17 protein-coding genes are annotated in these 15,180 nt (G+C 70.8%); 11 read left to right on the forward strand and 6 right to left on the reverse strand.

Annotation, left to right across the window (positions count from 1 at the left end; all coding sequences use genetic code 11):
* Positions 1 to 2: 2 nt before the first annotated feature.
* Positions 3 to 1,454 carry an aldehyde dehydrogenase family protein gene (locus tag OKJ99_RS13845; protein WP_326016374.1) on the forward strand — a complete coding sequence of 484 codons (1,452 nt, stop codon included), beginning with the start codon at positions 3 to 5 and terminating at the stop codon, positions 1,452 to 1,454.
* The gene (locus tag OKJ99_RS13850) at positions 1,447 to 2,367 is read left to right on the forward strand and encodes an aldehyde dehydrogenase family protein (protein WP_326016375.1); all 921 of its coding nucleotides are present in this window, start codon (positions 1,447 to 1,449) and stop codon (positions 2,365 to 2,367) included. Before OKJ99_RS13845 ends, OKJ99_RS13850 begins: the two co-directional genes overlap by 8 nt.
* Positions 2,368 to 2,498: 131 nt before the next feature.
* Here OKJ99_RS13850 and OKJ99_RS13855 read toward each other — a convergent pair whose 3' ends face one another.
* Positions 2,499 to 2,909 carry a hypothetical protein gene (locus OKJ99_RS13855; RefSeq protein ID WP_326016376.1) on the reverse strand — a complete coding sequence of 137 codons (411 nt, stop codon included), beginning with the start codon at positions 2,907 to 2,909 and terminating at the stop codon, positions 2,499 to 2,501.
* 125 nt (positions 2,910 to 3,034) lie between these two features.
* Here OKJ99_RS13855 and OKJ99_RS13860 point away from each other — a divergent pair, with 125 nt between their 5' ends.
* Positions 3,035 to 3,667: an ATP-binding protein gene (locus OKJ99_RS13860; protein ID WP_326016377.1), complete on the forward strand. Its 633-nt coding sequence runs from the start codon at positions 3,035 to 3,037 to the stop codon at positions 3,665 to 3,667.
* A gap of 175 nt (positions 3,668 to 3,842) precedes the next feature.
* Here OKJ99_RS13860 and OKJ99_RS13865 read toward each other — a convergent pair whose 3' ends face one another.
* Positions 3,843 to 4,607, reverse strand: coding sequence for a SigE family RNA polymerase sigma factor (locus tag OKJ99_RS13865; protein WP_326016378.1), 765 nt, complete (start codon positions 4,605 to 4,607; stop codon positions 3,843 to 3,845).
* Positions 4,608 to 4,882: 275 nt separating this feature from the next.
* On the opposite strand from OKJ99_RS13865, the gene afsQ1 reads away from it, so the two are divergent.
* The 5 genes from afsQ1 to OKJ99_RS13890 all read left to right on the forward strand — a co-directional run bounded on the left by afsQ1 (position 4,883) and on the right by OKJ99_RS13890 (position 8,629).
* Positions 4,883 to 5,560, forward strand: coding sequence for a two-component system response regulator AfsQ1 (afsQ1, locus tag OKJ99_RS13870; RefSeq protein WP_326016379.1), 678 nt, complete (start codon positions 4,883 to 4,885; stop codon positions 5,558 to 5,560).
* Complete coding sequence (locus tag OKJ99_RS13875) at positions 5,557 to 7,146, forward strand: HAMP domain-containing sensor histidine kinase (protein ID WP_326016380.1); 1,590 nt, start codon at positions 5,557 to 5,559, stop codon at positions 7,144 to 7,146. Before afsQ1 ends, OKJ99_RS13875 begins: the two co-directional genes overlap by 4 nt.
* Complete coding sequence (locus tag OKJ99_RS13880; protein WP_326016381.1) at positions 7,143 to 7,745, forward strand: hypothetical protein; 603 nt, start codon at positions 7,143 to 7,145, stop codon at positions 7,743 to 7,745. Before OKJ99_RS13875 ends, OKJ99_RS13880 begins: the two co-directional genes overlap by 4 nt.
* A 54-nt stretch (positions 7,746 to 7,799) precedes the next feature.
* Positions 7,800 to 8,342 carry a VanZ family protein gene (locus OKJ99_RS13885; protein WP_407700690.1) on the forward strand — a complete coding sequence of 181 codons (543 nt, stop codon included), beginning with the start codon at positions 7,800 to 7,802 and terminating at the stop codon, positions 8,340 to 8,342.
* A gap of 86 nt (positions 8,343 to 8,428) precedes the next feature.
* Positions 8,429 to 8,629: a PspC domain-containing protein gene (locus OKJ99_RS13890; protein WP_326016382.1), complete on the forward strand. Its 201-nt coding sequence runs from the start codon at positions 8,429 to 8,431 to the stop codon at positions 8,627 to 8,629.
* Positions 8,630 to 8,708: 79 nt separating this feature from the next.
* Here the strand turns inward: OKJ99_RS13890 and OKJ99_RS13895 are convergent, their stop codons facing one another.
* Together OKJ99_RS13895 and OKJ99_RS13900 are read right to left on the reverse strand one after the other, a co-directional pair.
* Positions 8,709 to 9,029 (reverse strand): ATP-binding protein, encoded by a 321-nt coding sequence (locus OKJ99_RS13895; protein WP_326016383.1) that lies wholly within the window; start codon positions 9,027 to 9,029, stop codon positions 8,709 to 8,711.
* 147 nt (positions 9,030 to 9,176) lie between these two features.
* Entirely contained in the window at positions 9,177 to 10,343 is a 1,167-nt protein-coding gene (locus tag OKJ99_RS13900; RefSeq protein WP_326016384.1) for an adenosine deaminase, read from the reverse strand.
* 153 nt (positions 10,344 to 10,496) lie between these two features.
* On the opposite strand from OKJ99_RS13900, the gene OKJ99_RS13905 reads away from it, so the two are divergent.
* A complete protein-coding gene (locus tag OKJ99_RS13905) occupies positions 10,497 to 11,249 on the forward strand; it encodes an alpha/beta hydrolase (RefSeq protein WP_326016385.1) in 753 nt (250 codons plus the stop codon).
* A gap of 118 nt (positions 11,250 to 11,367) precedes the next feature.
* Here OKJ99_RS13905 and OKJ99_RS13910 read toward each other — a convergent pair whose 3' ends face one another.
* A complete protein-coding gene (locus OKJ99_RS13910; protein ID WP_326016386.1) occupies positions 11,368 to 12,369 on the reverse strand; it encodes a LysR family transcriptional regulator in 1,002 nt (333 codons plus the stop codon).
* Between the two features lie 63 nt (positions 12,370 to 12,432).
* On the opposite strand from OKJ99_RS13910, the gene OKJ99_RS13915 reads away from it, so the two are divergent.
* The gene (locus OKJ99_RS13915) at positions 12,433 to 13,695 is read left to right on the forward strand and encodes an MFS transporter (RefSeq protein WP_326016387.1); all 1,263 of its coding nucleotides are present in this window, start codon (positions 12,433 to 12,435) and stop codon (positions 13,693 to 13,695) included.
* Positions 13,696 to 13,842: 147 nt separating this feature from the next.
* The gene (locus OKJ99_RS13920) at positions 13,843 to 14,820 is read left to right on the forward strand and encodes a sigma-70 family RNA polymerase sigma factor (RefSeq protein ID WP_326016388.1); all 978 of its coding nucleotides are present in this window, start codon (positions 13,843 to 13,845) and stop codon (positions 14,818 to 14,820) included.
* Here OKJ99_RS13920 and OKJ99_RS13925 read toward each other — a convergent pair.
* Positions 14,731 to 15,129, reverse strand: a complete 399-nt coding sequence (locus OKJ99_RS13925; RefSeq protein WP_326016389.1) for an STAS domain-containing protein — start codon at positions 15,127 to 15,129, stop codon at positions 14,731 to 14,733. The genes OKJ99_RS13920 and OKJ99_RS13925 overlap by 90 nt on opposite strands.
* Between the last annotated feature and the right edge of the window lie 51 nt (positions 15,130 to 15,180).

Here is a 15,180-nt window from a genome sequence, read left to right on the forward strand (position 1 = left end):
CCATGACTACGGAAAAGCAGACATCTGTGTTCGAGTACGCACCGGCCCCCGAGTCGCGGTCCGTCGTCGACATCGCCCCCTCCTACGGGCTGTTCATCGACGGCGAGTTCACCGAGGCCGCCGACGGCAAGGTCTTCAAGACCGTCTCGCCGTCGACCGAAGAGGTCCTCTCCGAGGTCGCGCAGGCCGGCGAGGCGGACGTGGACCGCGCCGTGCAGGCGGCCCGCAAGGCCTTCGAGAAGTGGTCCGCGCTGCCGGGCGCCGAGCGCGGCAAGTACCTCTTCCGCATCGCGCGCATCATCCAGGAGCGCAGCCGCGAGCTCGCCGTCCTGGAGACGCTCGACAACGGCAAGCCGATCAGGGAGACCCGCGACGCGGACCTCCCCCTGGTCGCCGCGCACTTCTTCTACTACGCGGGCTGGGCGGACAAACTCGACCACGCCGGATTCGGCGCCGCGCCGCGGCCGCTCGGCGTCGCGGGCCAGGTCATCCCCTGGAACTTCCCGCTCCTGATGCTGGCGTGGAAGATCGCCCCGGCGCTTGCGACGGGCAACACCGTCGTGCTCAAGCCCGCCGAGACGACCCCGCTGTCCGCCCTCTTCTTCGCGGACATCTGCCGCCAGGCGGGCCTGCCGAAGGGCGTCGTCAACATCCTTCCCGGGTACGGCGATTCGGGCGCTGCGCTCGTCGCCCACCCCGATGTGAACAAGGTCGCCTTCACCGGCTCCACGGCCGTCGGCAAGGAGATCGCCCGCACCGTCGCCGGTACGGACAAGAAGCTGACGCTCGAACTCGGCGGCAAGGGCGCGAACATCGTCTTCGACGACGCCCCCATCGACCAGGCCGTCGAGGGCATCGTCACGGGCATCTTCTTCAACCAGGGCCAGGTCTGCTGCGCGGGCAGCCGCCTCCTCGTCCAGGAGTCGATCCAGGACGAGCTGCTCGACTCGCTGAAGCGCCGCCTCGGCACCCTCCGCCTCGGCGACCCGCTCGACAAGAACACCGACATCGGCGCCATCAACTCGGCCGAGCAGCTGGCCCGGATCACCGCGCTCACCGAGCAGGGCGAGGCCGAGGGCGCCGAGCGCTGGTCGGCCCCGTGCGAACTCCCCTCCTCCGGCTACTGGTTCGCGCCGACGCTCTTCACGAACGTCACGCAGGCGCACACCGTCGCCCGCGACGAGATCTTCGGCCCGGTCCTGTCCGTGCTCACCTTCCGCACGCCGGACGAGGCCGTCGCCAAGGCCAACAACTCGCAGTACGGGCTCTCGGCCGGTATCTGGACGGAGAAGGGCTCGCGCATCCTCGCGGTCGCGAACAAGCTCCGCGCCGGGGTCGTCTGGGCCAACACGTTCAACAAGTTCGACCCGACCTCGCCCTTCGGCGGCTACAAGGAGTCGGGCTTCGGCCGCGAGGGCGGTCGCCACGGCCTGGAGGCGTACCTCGATGTCTGAGCCCAACCGTCTGAGTGTTCTCAAGACCTACAAGCTGTACGTCGGCGGGAAGTTCCCGCGTTCCGAGAGCGGCCGGGTGTACGAAGTGACCGCAGTGACATCAGCCGCTTCCGCGGCGGGCAAGAGCGGCGAGTGGCTGGCCAACGCGCCGCTGTCCTCCCGCAAGGACGCCCGTGACGCCGTGGTCGCCGCCCGCAAGGCGTTCGGCGGCTGGCAGGGCGCGACGGCGTACAACCGCGGGCAGGTCCTGTACCGCGTCGCCGAGATGCTGGAGGGCCGCCGCGAGCAGTTCGTGCGCGAGGTCTCCGAGGCGGAGGGCATCGGTAAGTCGAAGGCCGCGGCCGTCGTGGACGCCGCCATCGACCGCTGGGTCTGGTACGCGGGCTGGACCGACAAGATCGGCCAGGTGGTCGGCGGGGCGAACCCCGTCGCGGGGCCGTATCTCAACCTGTCCACACCCGAACCGACCGGCGTCGTCGCGGTCGTCGCGCCGCAGGACTCGTCCTTCCTCGGCCTGATCTCGGTGATCGCCCCGGTCATCGCGAGCGGCAACACGGTCGTCGTGATCACCAGCGAGAGGTCTCCGCTCCCGGCGCTCTCCCTCGGCGAGGTGCTCGCGACCTCGGACCTGCCCGGTGGCGTCGTGAACGTGCTGTCCGGCAAGGCGGCGGAGATCGCGCCGTCGCTCGCCGCGCACCAGGACGTGAACGGCATCGACCTGACGGGCGCCGACGCCGAGTTGGCGAAGCAGCTGGAGATCGCGGCCGCCGACAACCTGAAGCGCGTACGCCGTCCACAGCCTGTGGAGGATTTCACGGCGGACCCGGGCACGGACCGCCTGACGCACTTCCTGGAGACCAAGACGGTCTGGCACCCGACGGGTTCGCTGGGCGCGTCGGGCTCCGCGTACTAGTCACCCCCACCCGCCGCAGCGGCAAGCCCTGCGGCGGGTGGGCAAATCAAGCCCCGACAGGGGGCACCTCCCAGCGGTAGCTGGGGGAGTTTGAGCAGCGGGGTCCGGGGCGGAGCCCCGAGACCTGGGACTCAGCCCGGCAGCACACCCGTCACGGGCCCCACCACGGGCAACTCCTCCAGCGACGCCCCCGAAGCCACAGGACCGGTAACCGCGGACGTGCTGACCGGCGCGAAGTCCGCGACCTGCGTACCGATCGAGTTGGCCAGCGGATCGACCCCCGTCCCGGCCAGCGGGTCCAGGGGCAGCTTCTTCAGCGTGCCGAGGCCGTTCGACGTGGCCGAGTTGAGCGCCGTCGAGACGCCCTCGGCCGCCCCGTCGATGTTGGAGTCGCCGGTCGACGACTGCGGTAGGGGGATCGGTGCCGCGCTCGCGGCGGCGCCACCCCCCGCGACGACCGCGCCGGCCGCGGTCACGGTGAGTCCGACGCGCATCAGGGTGCGCCGCACGGAGGAGGGCTTGTGGTCTACGTGTCGTGCCATGGTGTTCCGCCCGAAACCTTTCGCCTGCGTAATCATGTGGGTACACAGGGTAGTTGGCGTGGTGCGTGCCACACCGACACCACGCGGGGAGGCACCGCGGTCTCCATGCCTCACACTGGTGACTCGTGAGTTCGCATCCTCCGATACCGACGCGGGTCGTCCTGCTCTCCGGCCCCTCGGGCTCCGGCAAGTCGTCCTTCGCGGCCCGCTCCGGGCTGCCTGTCCTGTGCCTCGACGACTTCTACAAAGAGGCGGGGGACCCCACGCTGCCGCTGGTGCCGGGCACCTCGGACATCGACTGGGACTCGCCGCTGCCCTGGGACGCCGAGGTCGCGGTCGCCGCGATCGTGGCGCTGTGCGCGCAGGGGCGGACGAGTGTTCCCGTCTACGACATCCCCTCCAGCTCACGCGTGGGCGAGGAGACGCTGGACATCGAGCGCACGCCGCTGTTCATCGCCGAGGGCATCTTCGCGGCGGACATCGTGGAGCGCTGCCGGGAGTTGGGGGTGCTCGCCGACGCGCTGTGCCTGCGCGGCCGCCCGTCGACGACGTTCCGCCGCCGGCTGCTGCGTGATCTCAAGGAGGGCCGCAAGTCGGTGCCGTTCCTGCTGCGCCGCGGCTGGCGTCTGATGCGGACGGAGCGGTCCATCGTGGCCCGCCAGATGGCGCTCGGCGCGCACGCGTGCGGCAAGGAGGAGGCGCTGGGCCGCGTCGCCGCGGCCGCGGCGGGGCGCTGTGTGAAGGCGCGCTCCCTGTAACACCCGTACGTAACACCCGTACGTAACACCCGCACAAGCCAAGCCGGACGCATATGAAACGGGACCGGAAAGACCCCCCGGCCTTCCGGTCCCGCTCACTCCCCCCTACTGCTCCCCCGTACGTCCCCCGTACCGAACCCCGCTCCCCCGAACAGGGTCCCGTTCCCCCCAGCCTTCAGGCGACGAGCTCGCCGAAGGACTCCTCCTGGTCACGGCCGAAGCTGAGCACCTCGTCCTCGCGCAGTCGCCGCAGCGAGCGCCAGATGCTGGACTTCACCGTTCCCACGCTGATGTCGAGGATCTCCGCGATCTCCGGGTCCGTACGGCCCTCGTAGTAACGAAGGACCAGCATGGTGCGCTGGAGTTCGGGCAGCCGGGCCAGCGCCTGCCACAGGACCGCGCGCAGCTCGGTGCCGCGCATCGCGTCCGTGTCGTTGGCCGTCTCCGGCAGCTCCTCGGTCGGGTACTCGTTCAGCTTGCGGCGGCGCCACGCGCTGATGTGCAGGTTCGTCATGGTGCGGCGGAGGTAGCCCCCGACCGCGGCCTTGTCGCTGATCCGGTCCCAGGCCCGGTACGTCGAGAACAGCGCGCTCTGCAGCAGGTCCTCGGCCTCGAACCGGTCACCGGTCAGGTGGTAGGCGGTCGCGTACAGGGAGGCGCGGCGCTCCTGGACGTAAGCCGTGAACTCGGCCTCCGACAAGGACGTCCGGCGCTGCTCCCCCGAGTGCTCCCTGTACGCGGCTCCCCCGTGACCCCCCTCGGTCACCGTTTCCCGCGTGTCAACCACCGTCATGAACCCGGTGTGCTGACGCCCGGTGCCGCGAGCGCACCCCCGCCCGCTCACCGCACCGGACTTCTCGTGACGCTCGGAAGCCACTCGGCCCATGTCGTGCAGACGCGTGACAACCGCGCTTGAGGTGGTGCTGTGCAGCGTGTTCATCTCGCGCCCCCCGTCGTGGAGTACCGAATACTTCTGCGTCGTCGTCGCGGTCCTTCTTCGCGATGACCAAAATCTTGCCGGGCCGACTTCATGACGGTGTCCGTCGACTGTCACAGGCCTGTCACAGCGGCTCCTTTATCGGGGAGCGGGCATGGAACAAGCGGCCTCGCCGGACCCCTGCCGAACCTCCACCGGACCTTCGCCGGGCCTCTTCCCCGCACCTGAAGGGCACACTCGGTCGAACTGAAGGCCTCTGATGGGCCAGAATGGCGCTTGTGCCTTCCCTGTTGCTGATCGAGGACGACGACGCCATCCGCACGGCCCTGGAGCTGTCACTTACACGCCAGGGCCACCGGGTCGCCACCGCTGCCACCGGAGAGGACGGTCTGAAGTCGCTGCGCGAGCAGCGGCCCGATCTGATCGTCCTCGATGTGATGCTGCCCGGCATCGACGGTTTCGAGGTGTGCCGGCGCATCCGGCGCACCGACCAACTGCCGATCATCCTGCTGACCGCGCGCAGCGACGACATCGACGTCGTGGTGGGCCTCGAATCCGGGGCCGACGACTATGTCGTGAAGCCGGTGCAGGGGCGCGTGCTCGACGCGCGGATCCGCGCGGTGCTGCGGCGCGGTGAGCGGGAGGCCAACGACGCCGCGACGTTCGGCTCGTTGGTGATCGACCGTGCCGCGATGACGGTGACGAAGAACGGCGAGGACCTGCAACTGACGCCCACCGAGCTGCGCTTGCTGCTCGAACTGAGCCGGCGGCCCGGACAGGCGCTGTCCCGGCAGCAGTTGCTGCGCCTGGTGTGGGAGCACGACTACCTCGGTGACTCGCGGCTCGTCGACGCGTGCGTGCAGCGGCTGCGCGCGAAGATCGAGGACGTGCCGTCGTCGCCGACCCTGATCCGTACGGTGCGCGGGGTGGGCTACCGGCTGGACACGCCTCAGTGACGAAACCGCACGACAAGCTCCGGGGCACGGCCGCGGCCAAGAAGACACTCCTCGCCGGCCTGCGCTTCACCAGCCTGCGGCTGCGCCTGGTCGTCGTGTTCGCGCTCGTGGCCCTGACCGCCGCGGTGTCCGCGTCGGGGATCGCGTACTGGCTCAACCGTGAGGCCGTGCTCACGCGCACGCAGGACTCCGCGCTCAGCGACTTCAAGCAGGAGATGCAGAACCGGGCGGCGGCGCTGCCGGAGGTGCCCACACAGGGCGAGTTGCAGCACGCGGCGAACCTGATGGCGGGCAGCAGCCAGCACTTCAGCGTGATGCTCATGGCGAAGGACGAGAACGGCCGCCGGGTCGTGGGCAATTCCGATCTGGACGCCTTCACCGTCGCCGACGTGCCGAAGTCGCTGCAGGACGCGGTGACCAAGAAGCAGCCGATCGACGGCGGCAACAAGCACGCGTACCACCTGTACTGGCAGCGGATCACGCAGGACGACACCCCGTACCTGGTCGGCGGCGCCACCGTGGACGACGGGCCGACCGGCTACATGCTCAAGTCCCTGGAGCCGGAGGCCAAGGACCTCAGCTCGCTCGCCTGGTCGCTCGGCATCGCCACCGCGCTCGCCCTCATCGGCTCCGCGCTGCTCGCGCAGGCCGCCGCGACGACGGTGCTCAAGCCCGTGCACCGGCTTGGGGTCGCCGCGCGCCGCCTCGGCGAGGGCAAGCTCGACACACGTCTGCGCGTCTCCGGAACGGACGAACTCGCCGAGCTCTCCCGTACGTTCAACAAGACGGCGGAGAATCTGGAGAAGAAGGTCGCGGACATGAGCTCCCGCGACGAGTCCTCGCGCCGCTTCGTCGCCGACATGTCGCACGAGCTGCGCACGCCGCTGACCGCGATCACCGCGGTGACGGAGGTCCTTGAGGAGGAGCTCGACGCCGAGACCGGCTCGGTCGACCCCATGATCGAACCGGCCGTACGTCTCGTGGTCAGCGAGACCCGGCGCCTGAACGACCTCGTCGAGAACCTCATGGAGGTCACCCGCTTCGACGCGGGCAGCGCCAAGCTCGTCCTCGACGACGTCGACCTCGCCGACCAGATCACCGCCTGCATCGACGCCCGCGCCTGGCTGGACGCCGTCGAACTCGACGCCGAGCGCGGCATCACGGCCCGCCTCGACCCGCGCCGCCTCGACGTGATCCTCGCGAACCTGATCGGCAACGCGCTCAAGCACGGCGGGTCCCCCGTGCGCGTCTCGGTGCGGGTGGAACCTCACGAACGCCCCGGCGAAGGCTCGGAGGTCGTCATCTCCGTACGCGACCACGGTCCGGGCATCCCCGAGGACGTCCTGCCGCACGTCTTCGACCGCTTCTACAAGGCGAGCGCCTCGCGGCCCCGCTCGGAGGGCAGCGGCCTCGGCCTGTCCATCGCCATGGAGAACGCCCGTATCCACGGGGGCCGGATCGGCGCCGCCAACTCCCCCGACGGGGGAGCCGTGTTCACGTTCTACCTGCCGCAGGACGCGGGGCCGCTCGCGTCCGCCGCGGAGGAGGACCCCGGGGAAGCGCGAGAAGGCGGTGCCGCGAAGTGACGCGACGGGTACGCCCATGGGTCCTCATCGGCCTCGCCGCGGTCCTGCTCACCGGATGCGGGATCCGGCCCACCGAGGTGCCGACCGACTTCGGTGCCGCGCCCACGCGCGTGGGCTGCGCCCTGTCCGGCTCGGACGACATGGGGGCGCAGGCGGGTGGCGAGTTCCCGGTGCAGGTCTATCTGGTCTGTACGTCGCAGCTGGTCACGGTCGACCGGACCATCACGCTGGAGCGCGGCCAGTCGTCCGACCGGGTCGTGGTGGCCCGGGAGCTGCTGGGGCAGCTGGAGGCGGCTCCCTCCGGCGAGGAGAAGACAGCGGGCTACACGACGGACGTCCGTTCCGGCCTGGAGGTCTCGGGCCCGCGCGAGGGCGACCCCGCGGACGCGCTGCGCCTGAACGCCCCGCCGGCCGACATGTCCCCCTATGCCCTGGCCCAGGTCATCTGCACGTTCGCGAACAGCGAGGTCACGGCGGAGGACGACGAGCACGTGATCCTCGGCGGCCCGGACGCCGCCCCGGCCCGCGAATACACCTGTACGGAAGCCCTGAAGGCGCGCCCGGGCCTGATCCCGGCACCCACGAAGACCCTGGACTGACGAACGCCCGACCTCGGCGGAACCGATCCTCCCGCGCCCGGCGTCTAGGGGTGCGTGCAGCGTCATCGCTCGGGCGGCCACAGGGCCGCCTTCCATTTCCGTGCGGCAGGGATCGCCCTTCTCGCCGCGCATCTCCTATTCGTTGCCTGGTTCACGCTGCGCCCCCTGGACGTGCCCTGGGTCAGCGCGGCGAACCTGCACCCCTTGGCCGGCATCCGCTCCGACCTCGCGCTCGGCTGGCGCGAGGCGGCGCTGCGTCTCGGTGAGGGCCTGGCGCTGCTCGCCCCGCTCGGCGTGCTCCTGCCCGTCGCGGGCGGCCGTCTGTATGTGTCGTTGTGGGGTTCGCTTGTGCGCACGGCGGCCTTGGCCGCACTGATCTCGCTCGGCATCGAACTGCTGCAGACCGGAGTGCCGGGCCAGGTCGTGGACATCGACTCGCTGCTCCTGAACACGGTGGGTGTCGTGCTCGCCCATCTCCTCGTGGTGCCCGCCCTGCGCTCCCGGCTCCGCCGCAGGGCCGAGCTCGATCCCCTCCCCCCGCAGGAGGCGGCTCAGGGTCCGACCCCGACGATTCCCAGGGTCGGCATCGCACCGTGAGCTGACGTTTTGCCCGGTCCTTCGCCGTACCTTCGAAGACGTAAGCACCACACACCGAAGACATACGGTTCGCGAAGGAGCCCACCATGACCGCCCTTGCCCGCCCCACCAACGGACGGATGATCGGCGGAGTGTGCGCAGCGCTGGCACGGCGCTTCGGCACCTCCGCGACCACGATGCGCGTGATCTTCCTGGTCTCCTGTCTGCTGCCGGGCCCGCAGTTCCTGCTCTACATCGCGCTGTGGATCCTGTTCCCGAGTGAGAACAAGGTCCGCCAGGCCTGGTGACGTCCGTTCGCACCCACGCCGAAGGGGCGCGCCCGCGAGATCGCGGGTGCGCCCCTTCGGCGTGTGCGTCCGGTTCGGGTCAGCCGCCGATCGGCAGACCGCCGAGCAGCCCGGAGACCGGGTCGCCGTCGACCGGCAGGGCGCCCTTCGCGGCCTGACCGACGACGGGCGTGGCCGTGCTCAGGCCGTTGGCCACAGCGCCCTGGCCGGCGGCCAGGGACTCGGCACCGGCGGGCAGCGAGGACGCCACGTCCTGCAGCGGGAGGGCGGAGGTCACGGATCCGACGGTGTCGGTCGCGTCGGGGGCGGCCGGGGCGGCGCTCGCGGCACCGGCACCGGCGGCGGCGAAAGCGGCGCCGAGAGCGGCGACACCGAGGGTCTTGGCAGCAGAGTGCTTCATTGTGAAATGCGTCCTCTTGACGATGACGGGGGAATGAGCGGTCCATGACCGTAAACATTCCTTCGCTGCGCCCGCAAACAGCGAACCGCCGGGAAGAACGGCCGGGAACAATCGTTCCCGACCGCGTCAACGTCCCTCCCAAAGGCCCTACTCGACGACAGAACCGCTGGTGGAGGCGGTCTGACGGAACAGCCATTCGGATTTCAACTCGGCGTATCCGGGCTTGATGACGTCATTGATCATCGCCAGTCGTTCATCGAAAGGAATGAATGCTGACTTCATCGCATTGACAGAAAACCACTGCATGTCGTCGAGCGTGTAGCCGAAGGCGTCGACCAGGTGCTCGAATTCGCGGCTCATCGACGTACCGGACATGAGGCGGTTGTCGGTGTTGACCGTCGCACGAAAATGCAGCTTCCGAAGCAGGCCGATGGGGTGCTCCCCATAGGAACTCGCGGCACCGGTCTGCAGGTTCGACGAGGGGCACAGCTCCAGCGGGATCCGCTTGTCGCGCACGTACGAGGCGAGGCGGCCCAGCTGTACGCTGCCGTCGGCCTCCACCTTGATGTCGTCGATGATGCGCACGCCGTGCCCGAGCCGGTCCGCGCCGCACCACTGGAGGGCCTGCCAGATGGACGGAAGCCCGAAGGCCTCGCCCGCGTGGATCGTGAAGTGGTTGTTCTCCCGCTTGAGGTACTCGAAGGCGTCGAGGTGGCGGGTGGGCGGGAAGCCGGCCTCCGCTCCCGCGATGTCGAAGCCGACGACACCGAGATCCCGGTAGCGGTTGGCGAGTTCGGCGATCTCCAGGGCGCGGGCCGCGTGCCGCATCGCGGTGAGCAGGGCGCCGACGCGGATGCGGTGACCGCTCTCCTTCGCGCGCCGCTCGCCCTCCCTGAAGCCCTCGTTGACCGCCTCGACGACCTCTTCGAGGGTCAGCCCCTGTTCCAGGTGCTGCTCGGGGGCGTAGCGGATCTCGGCGTAGACGACGCCGTCCTCGGCGAGGTCCTCGGCGCACTCGGCGGCGACGCGGAACAGCGCCTCGCGCGTCTGCATGACGGCGCAGGTGTGGCTGAACGTCTCCAAGTACCGCTCCAGGGAACCGGAGTCGGCCGCTTCACGGAACCAGACGCCGAGCTTGTCGGCGTCTGCCTCCGGCAGATTCTCGTACCCCTGCTCGCGCGCCAGGTCGACGATCGTGCCGGGCCTCAGCCCGCCGTCGAGGTGGTCGTGTAGGAGCACCTTGGGCGCGCGACGGATCTGCTCGGCGGTCGGCACCCGGGGGCTGTTGGGGTTCACGGTGATCGGGCTCGTCATTTCCGCACTCTAACTCCTACGCGCGTAGATCGCTGCGGTTCGTTGTCGGTTCGTTGCGATCGGTCACCAGGAACGACCGGGCCATGATCCGTCGATACGCAACGGTGACCCGTCGACCGGCGGTGCGCGCCGGGCTTCTGACACTGTGCTGTCATGCAGCAGCGAGCGACACAGGGCCGCGAGGCGCGGCTTGCCAAGGCGGCCGGGCCGGTGCCGGGAGCGGTGGGCGGTGTGGTGCTGCTGCTCCCCGCGGGCGAGGAGACCTCGACCCGCAGACCCTCCCCGGTGGACCGGGCCGCGCTGCGCCCGCTCGCGCGCCGCCTCACGCGCGCGGGGCGGGACGCGGGCCTGGTCACGCATGTCGTGCAGTACCGGTGCCGCGGCTGGAACGAGACGCAGGCCGACCTCGCGCGCGATGCCCGGTGGGCCGCCGACGAGGTCGTGCGCCGCTACGGGGACGTACCGATCTGCCTCGCCGGCCTCGACATGGGCGGCCGCGCGGCGCTGCACGCGGGCGGCCACGAGGCCGTCAACTCCGTGCTGGCGCTCGCCCCTTGGCTGCCGGAGGACGATGTGGCGGCGCCGCTCGAACCGGTCAAGCAGCTCGCGGGCCGCCGGGTCCTCATCGTGCACGGCACCGATGACCGGCGTACGGACCCGGAGTTGTCCTTCCGGCTCGCGGGCCGCGCGAAGAAGGCGAACCGTGACGTGTGCCGCTTCGAGGTGCACTCGGACGGGCACGGGCTGGCGCAGCACCGCTTCGAAGTCGCCTCCCTGGCCGTGGACTTCGTGCTGGGCACGCTGTTCGGGCGGCCGTTCTCGCGCCCGCTGCGGGACGCGCTTGCGGCGCCGCCGCCGTTGGGGTTGCGGATGCCGTTGGCGGCCGGGTTTGGGCGCACGCTCTGAGGCTGGGCGCCGCCAACCGTTGTGCGCCCGGACCGGCGTTGCGGTCGCGGGGCTCTGCCCCGGACCCCGCTGCTCAATCGCCGCAGGGGCTTGATTTGGCTGCACCGGATCCCGCTGCTTAAGCGCCGCAGGGGCTTGATTGGGCTGCACCAGGGCTTGAATAGGTGTGTTCCGGTAGGAGTCTTCCCCTGCGTGACAGCAGGAACTTCTTGAAGGCCGCTACGGGAGGTGTGTCCGGGTGGCCGTCAAGCCACGCGACGCCGATCTCCCGCACGGCCCGCTGCCCGGTCACCGCGAGCTCCACGACTCCCGGGCGCGGCACGGTCGGCGGCGGCAGGAGCGCGACCCCGAGCCCCGCCGCGACGAAGCCGCGCAGCGTCTCCGCCTCCTCGCCCTCGAACGCGATCCGCGGCGTGAACCCGGCCTCGGCGCACAGGTCGTCGCAGATGCGGCGCAGGCCGTAGCCGGGTTCGAGGGTGACGAAGGTTTCCTCGGCCGCCTCCTCCAGGCGGATGCGCTTGCGGGTGGCGAGGCGGTGGTGGTCCGGGACGACGAGGCGCAGGCGCTGCTCGTCGAGGCGGCGTGCGACCAGGCCCGGCGCGTCCGGGACGGGCGAGGTGAGACACAGGTCGAGCTCGCCCGCGCGCAGCCGCTCCAGCATCGCCTCCCCGTAGTTCTGCACGAGGCTGAAGCGGATGCGGGGGTGTTCGGCGCGGAAGGCGCGGATCAGGCCGGGCACCGTCTCCGTACCCATCGTGTGCAGGAAGCCGAAGGCGACCTTGCCGGACTCGGGGTCGGCGTCGGCGCGCACCGACTCGACCGCCTTCTCGACCTCGCCGAGCGCGCGCTCCACCGAGGAGAGGAACGTACGGCCTGCGGGGGTCAGCGACACCGTGCGGCCGTGCCGGGCGAACAGGTCGACGCCCAGATCGCGTTCGAGGCGGACCATGGCGCGGGAGAGCGTGGACTGCGGCACGTTCATCTCCTGCGCCGCGCGCGTGACGTGCTCGGTGCGGGCGACCCCGGCGAAGTGGGCGAGGCGCGGCGCGAGGAGTGTGACGATGTCTTCCGTGTCACTAAGCGGTGACAAGCGCCCCTCCGACCTCTGTTCATGCTCCATGGGAACGATTATGGCGGCTTCATGCATTGGACGCATGAAAGCAGGTGAGCCTACGTTCTTGGCATGTCACCTGCCAGTAGCCCGGCGGCCGCCTCCACCGACGCGGTCGCCGACACCCAGCCCACCGCCGACACCCGGTTGACGCCCGGCGGCCCCGGCTACCGCCGCATGAGCTTCGCCCTGTTCCTCGCCGGAGTCGCCACCTTCGCGCTCCTCTACTCGACGCAGGCCCTGCTCCCCCTCATCTCCGACGGCTACGGCGCGAGCGCGAGCGCGGCGGCCTGGACGGTGTCCGCGTCGACCTTCGCGCTCGCGGTGTGCGTGCTGCCGCTGAGCGCGCTGTCCGAGCGGTTCGGGCGGCGCACGGTGATGACCGCCTCGCTGACGGTGGCGGTCGCGGTGGGGCTCCTGGTCCCCTTCGCTCCGGACCTCGGCTCGCTGATCACGCTGCGCGCGCTCCAGGGCGCCGCCCTCGCGGGGCTCCCCGCGTCCGCGATGGCGTACCTCGCGGAGGAGGTACGGCCGAAGGCGCTGGTCGCGGCCATCGGACTGTTCGTCGCGGGCAACTCCATCGGCGGCATGAGCGGCCGGATCATCGGCGGCTGGATCGCGCAGGCCTGGGGCTGGCGGGTGGCCGTCGGGGTGATCGGTGTGATCGCGGTGGCGTGCGCCGTCGCGTTCCGGATGCTGCTGCCTGCGCCGCGACACTTCACGCCGGGCTCACTGCGCCCGCGCGCCCTCGCCGCCACGGTCGGCAGCCACCTCGCGAACCCGCTGCTGCGCCGCCTGTACCTGATCGGCGCGCTGTTCATGATGGTGTTCGGCGGGGTCTACACGGTGATCGGCTACCGGCTGTCCGCGGCGCCCTTCTCCCTCCCGCAGGGTGTCGTCGGCTCGATCTTCATCGTCTATCTGGTGGGGACCGCCTCCTCGGCCGCGGCGGGGCGCCTCGTCACCCGGCTCGGGCGGCGCGGCACGCTGTATCTGGGCGCCGGTACGACGATGGCGGGGCTGCTGCTCGCCCTCGTGCCGAACATCGTGTCCGTGCTGCTCGGGCTCGTGCTGATCACGGCGGGCTTCTTCGCGGGCCACGCGACGGCGTCGTCGTCCGTCAGCCACACCGCCACGCACGGGCGGGCGCAGGCCTCCGCGCTCTACCAGACCATGTACTACGTCGGGTCCAGCGTCGGCTCGGCCGTCGGCGCCGTCGCCTTCCACGCGGCGGGCTGGTCGGGAACGGTGGGCCTCGGCTTCCTCGCGGTGCTCGGCGTCGTGGCGATCACGGTGTGGGGCACGTACGCGGCCCGGAGACCCGCGGCGATCTGAACAACCGCCTCTGGCGTTCCGACGACGGCTTCTCGACCTGGGCTTTTTCCCGGTCGGGGGGCCGTTGTCAGTGGGCTGCGGTAGCTTTCGTCGTGCTGGAACTCGCAGCGGCGATGGGGGCGTCAACCGTGGTTGGGGGCAGGGGACATGAGTGACACCGCGACACAGGCAGGGCTCGACGACCTGGAGAAACACCGGGTCGAGCTGACCGGGTACTGCTACCGGATGCTGGGCTCGGCGTTCGAGGCCGAGGACGCCGTGCAGGACACGATGGTGCGGGCCTGGCGCAGCTTCGCCACGTTCGAGGGCCGCTCCAGCCTGCGCTCCTGGCTGTACCGCATCGCGACGAACGTGTGCCTGGACTCGCTGAGCGCGGGGAACAAGCGGGCCCGCCCGATGGACCTGACGGCGGCGGCCCCGCTGGCCCAGGTCGCGCTCAACCCCCGCCCCGACAATGTGTGGCTCGAACCCATTCCGGACGCCCGCGTGCTGCCGACGGTGCACGATCCGGCGGAGGCGGCCGTGGCGCGGGAGTCGGTGCGGCTCGCGTTCGTCGCGGCGCTTCAGCAACTGCCGCCGAAGCAGCGGGCGGTGCTGATCCTGCGCGAGGTCCTGGCGTGGAAGGCGCAGGAGGTCGCGGACCTGCTCGACACGTCGGTGGCGTCGGTGAACAGCGCGCTGCAGCGGGCGCGGGCGACGCTGGCGGAGGCCCCGCCGGCGGACTCCGCGACGTCCGATCCGCTCGACGCGGAGCAGCAGAAGCTCCTGGAGCGCTACGTCGCGGCGTTCGAGGGCTACGACATGAAGGCGCTCACCGCGCTGCTCGCCGAGGACGCCATCATGACGATGCCGCCGTTCGACCTGTGGCTGCGCGGCCCCGAGGACATCACGGGCTTCATGACCACGATCGGCGCGTCCTGCGCGGGTTCGCGACTGCTGCCGGTGGTGTCGAACGGGACGCCGGCGTTCGCCCACTACAAGCCGGATCCGGACAAGGGGGGCTTCGCGCCCTGGGCGATCCAGGTCATCGAGTTCTCAGCGGGGCGGATCGCGGGGTACCACTGCTTCCTGGACACGCAGCGCTGGTTCCCGTTGTTCGGCGTCCCGGACCATCTCGACGCCTGACCCTTCGCGGTCGGGCGCTCCCAGCACGTCGGCCATCCCGGCGAGTTCGAGGAGCACGCCGAGTCCCGCGGGCGGGTCGCGGAGCACCATCCGTGACCCGGCGCGGCGGGCGGCGAGCTGCATGCGGGCGAGCGCGTCGAGGGTCGCGAGGTCGGCGGTGGTCACGCGGGAGACGTCGCAGATCACGGTCGGCGCGCCCGGCAGAGCGGCGTGGAGGCGCTCGCACAGCCGGGGCGCGTCGCCGGAGCGGATCGGCCCGGCGAGCACCACGACGGGCGGGGACTCGGGAGAGAGCGAGGAAGCAGCCACGTACGAATGACCGTGCGGCGGTGCGGAATTCATCGGTCCCGCCCGTATCCG

The sequence above is a fragment of the Streptomyces endophyticus genome, assembly GCF_035798155.1.
GTDB lineage: Bacteria > Actinomycetota > Actinomycetes > Streptomycetales > Streptomycetaceae > Streptomyces > Streptomyces endophyticus.

Bases quoted from the DNA above. Each gene is read 5' to 3' on its own strand.
- OKJ99_RS13845 (WP_326016374.1), top strand. From the start codon at position 3: ATGACTACGGAAAAGCAGACATCTGTGTTCGAGTACGCACCGGCCCCC.
- OKJ99_RS13850 (WP_326016375.1), top strand. From the start codon at position 1,447: ATGTCTGAGCCCAACCGTCTGAGTGTTCTCAAGACCTACAAGCTGTAC.
- OKJ99_RS13855 (WP_326016376.1), bottom strand. From the start codon at position 2,909: ATGGCACGACACGTAGACCACAAGCCCTCCTCCGTGCGGCGCACCCTG.
- OKJ99_RS13865 (WP_326016378.1), bottom strand. From the start codon at position 4,607: ATGAACACGCTGCACAGCACCACCTCAAGCGCGGTTGTCACGCGTCTG.
- OKJ99_RS13890 (WP_326016382.1), top strand. From the start codon at position 8,429: ATGACCGCCCTTGCCCGCCCCACCAACGGACGGATGATCGGCGGAGTG.
- OKJ99_RS13895 (WP_326016383.1), bottom strand. From the start codon at position 9,029: ATGAAGCACTCTGCTGCCAAGACCCTCGGTGTCGCCGCTCTCGGCGCC.
- OKJ99_RS13900 (WP_326016384.1), bottom strand. From the start codon at position 10,343: ATGACGAGCCCGATCACCGTGAACCCCAACAGCCCCCGGGTGCCGACC.
- OKJ99_RS13905 (WP_326016385.1), top strand. From the start codon at position 10,497: ATGCAGCAGCGAGCGACACAGGGCCGCGAGGCGCGGCTTGCCAAGGCG.
- OKJ99_RS13910 (WP_326016386.1), bottom strand. From the start codon at position 12,369: ATGGAGCATGAACAGAGGTCGGAGGGGCGCTTGTCACCGCTTAGTGAC.
- OKJ99_RS13915 (WP_326016387.1), top strand. From the start codon at position 12,433: ATGTCACCTGCCAGTAGCCCGGCGGCCGCCTCCACCGACGCGGTCGCC.
- OKJ99_RS13920 (WP_326016388.1), top strand. From the start codon at position 13,843: ATGAGTGACACCGCGACACAGGCAGGGCTCGACGACCTGGAGAAACAC.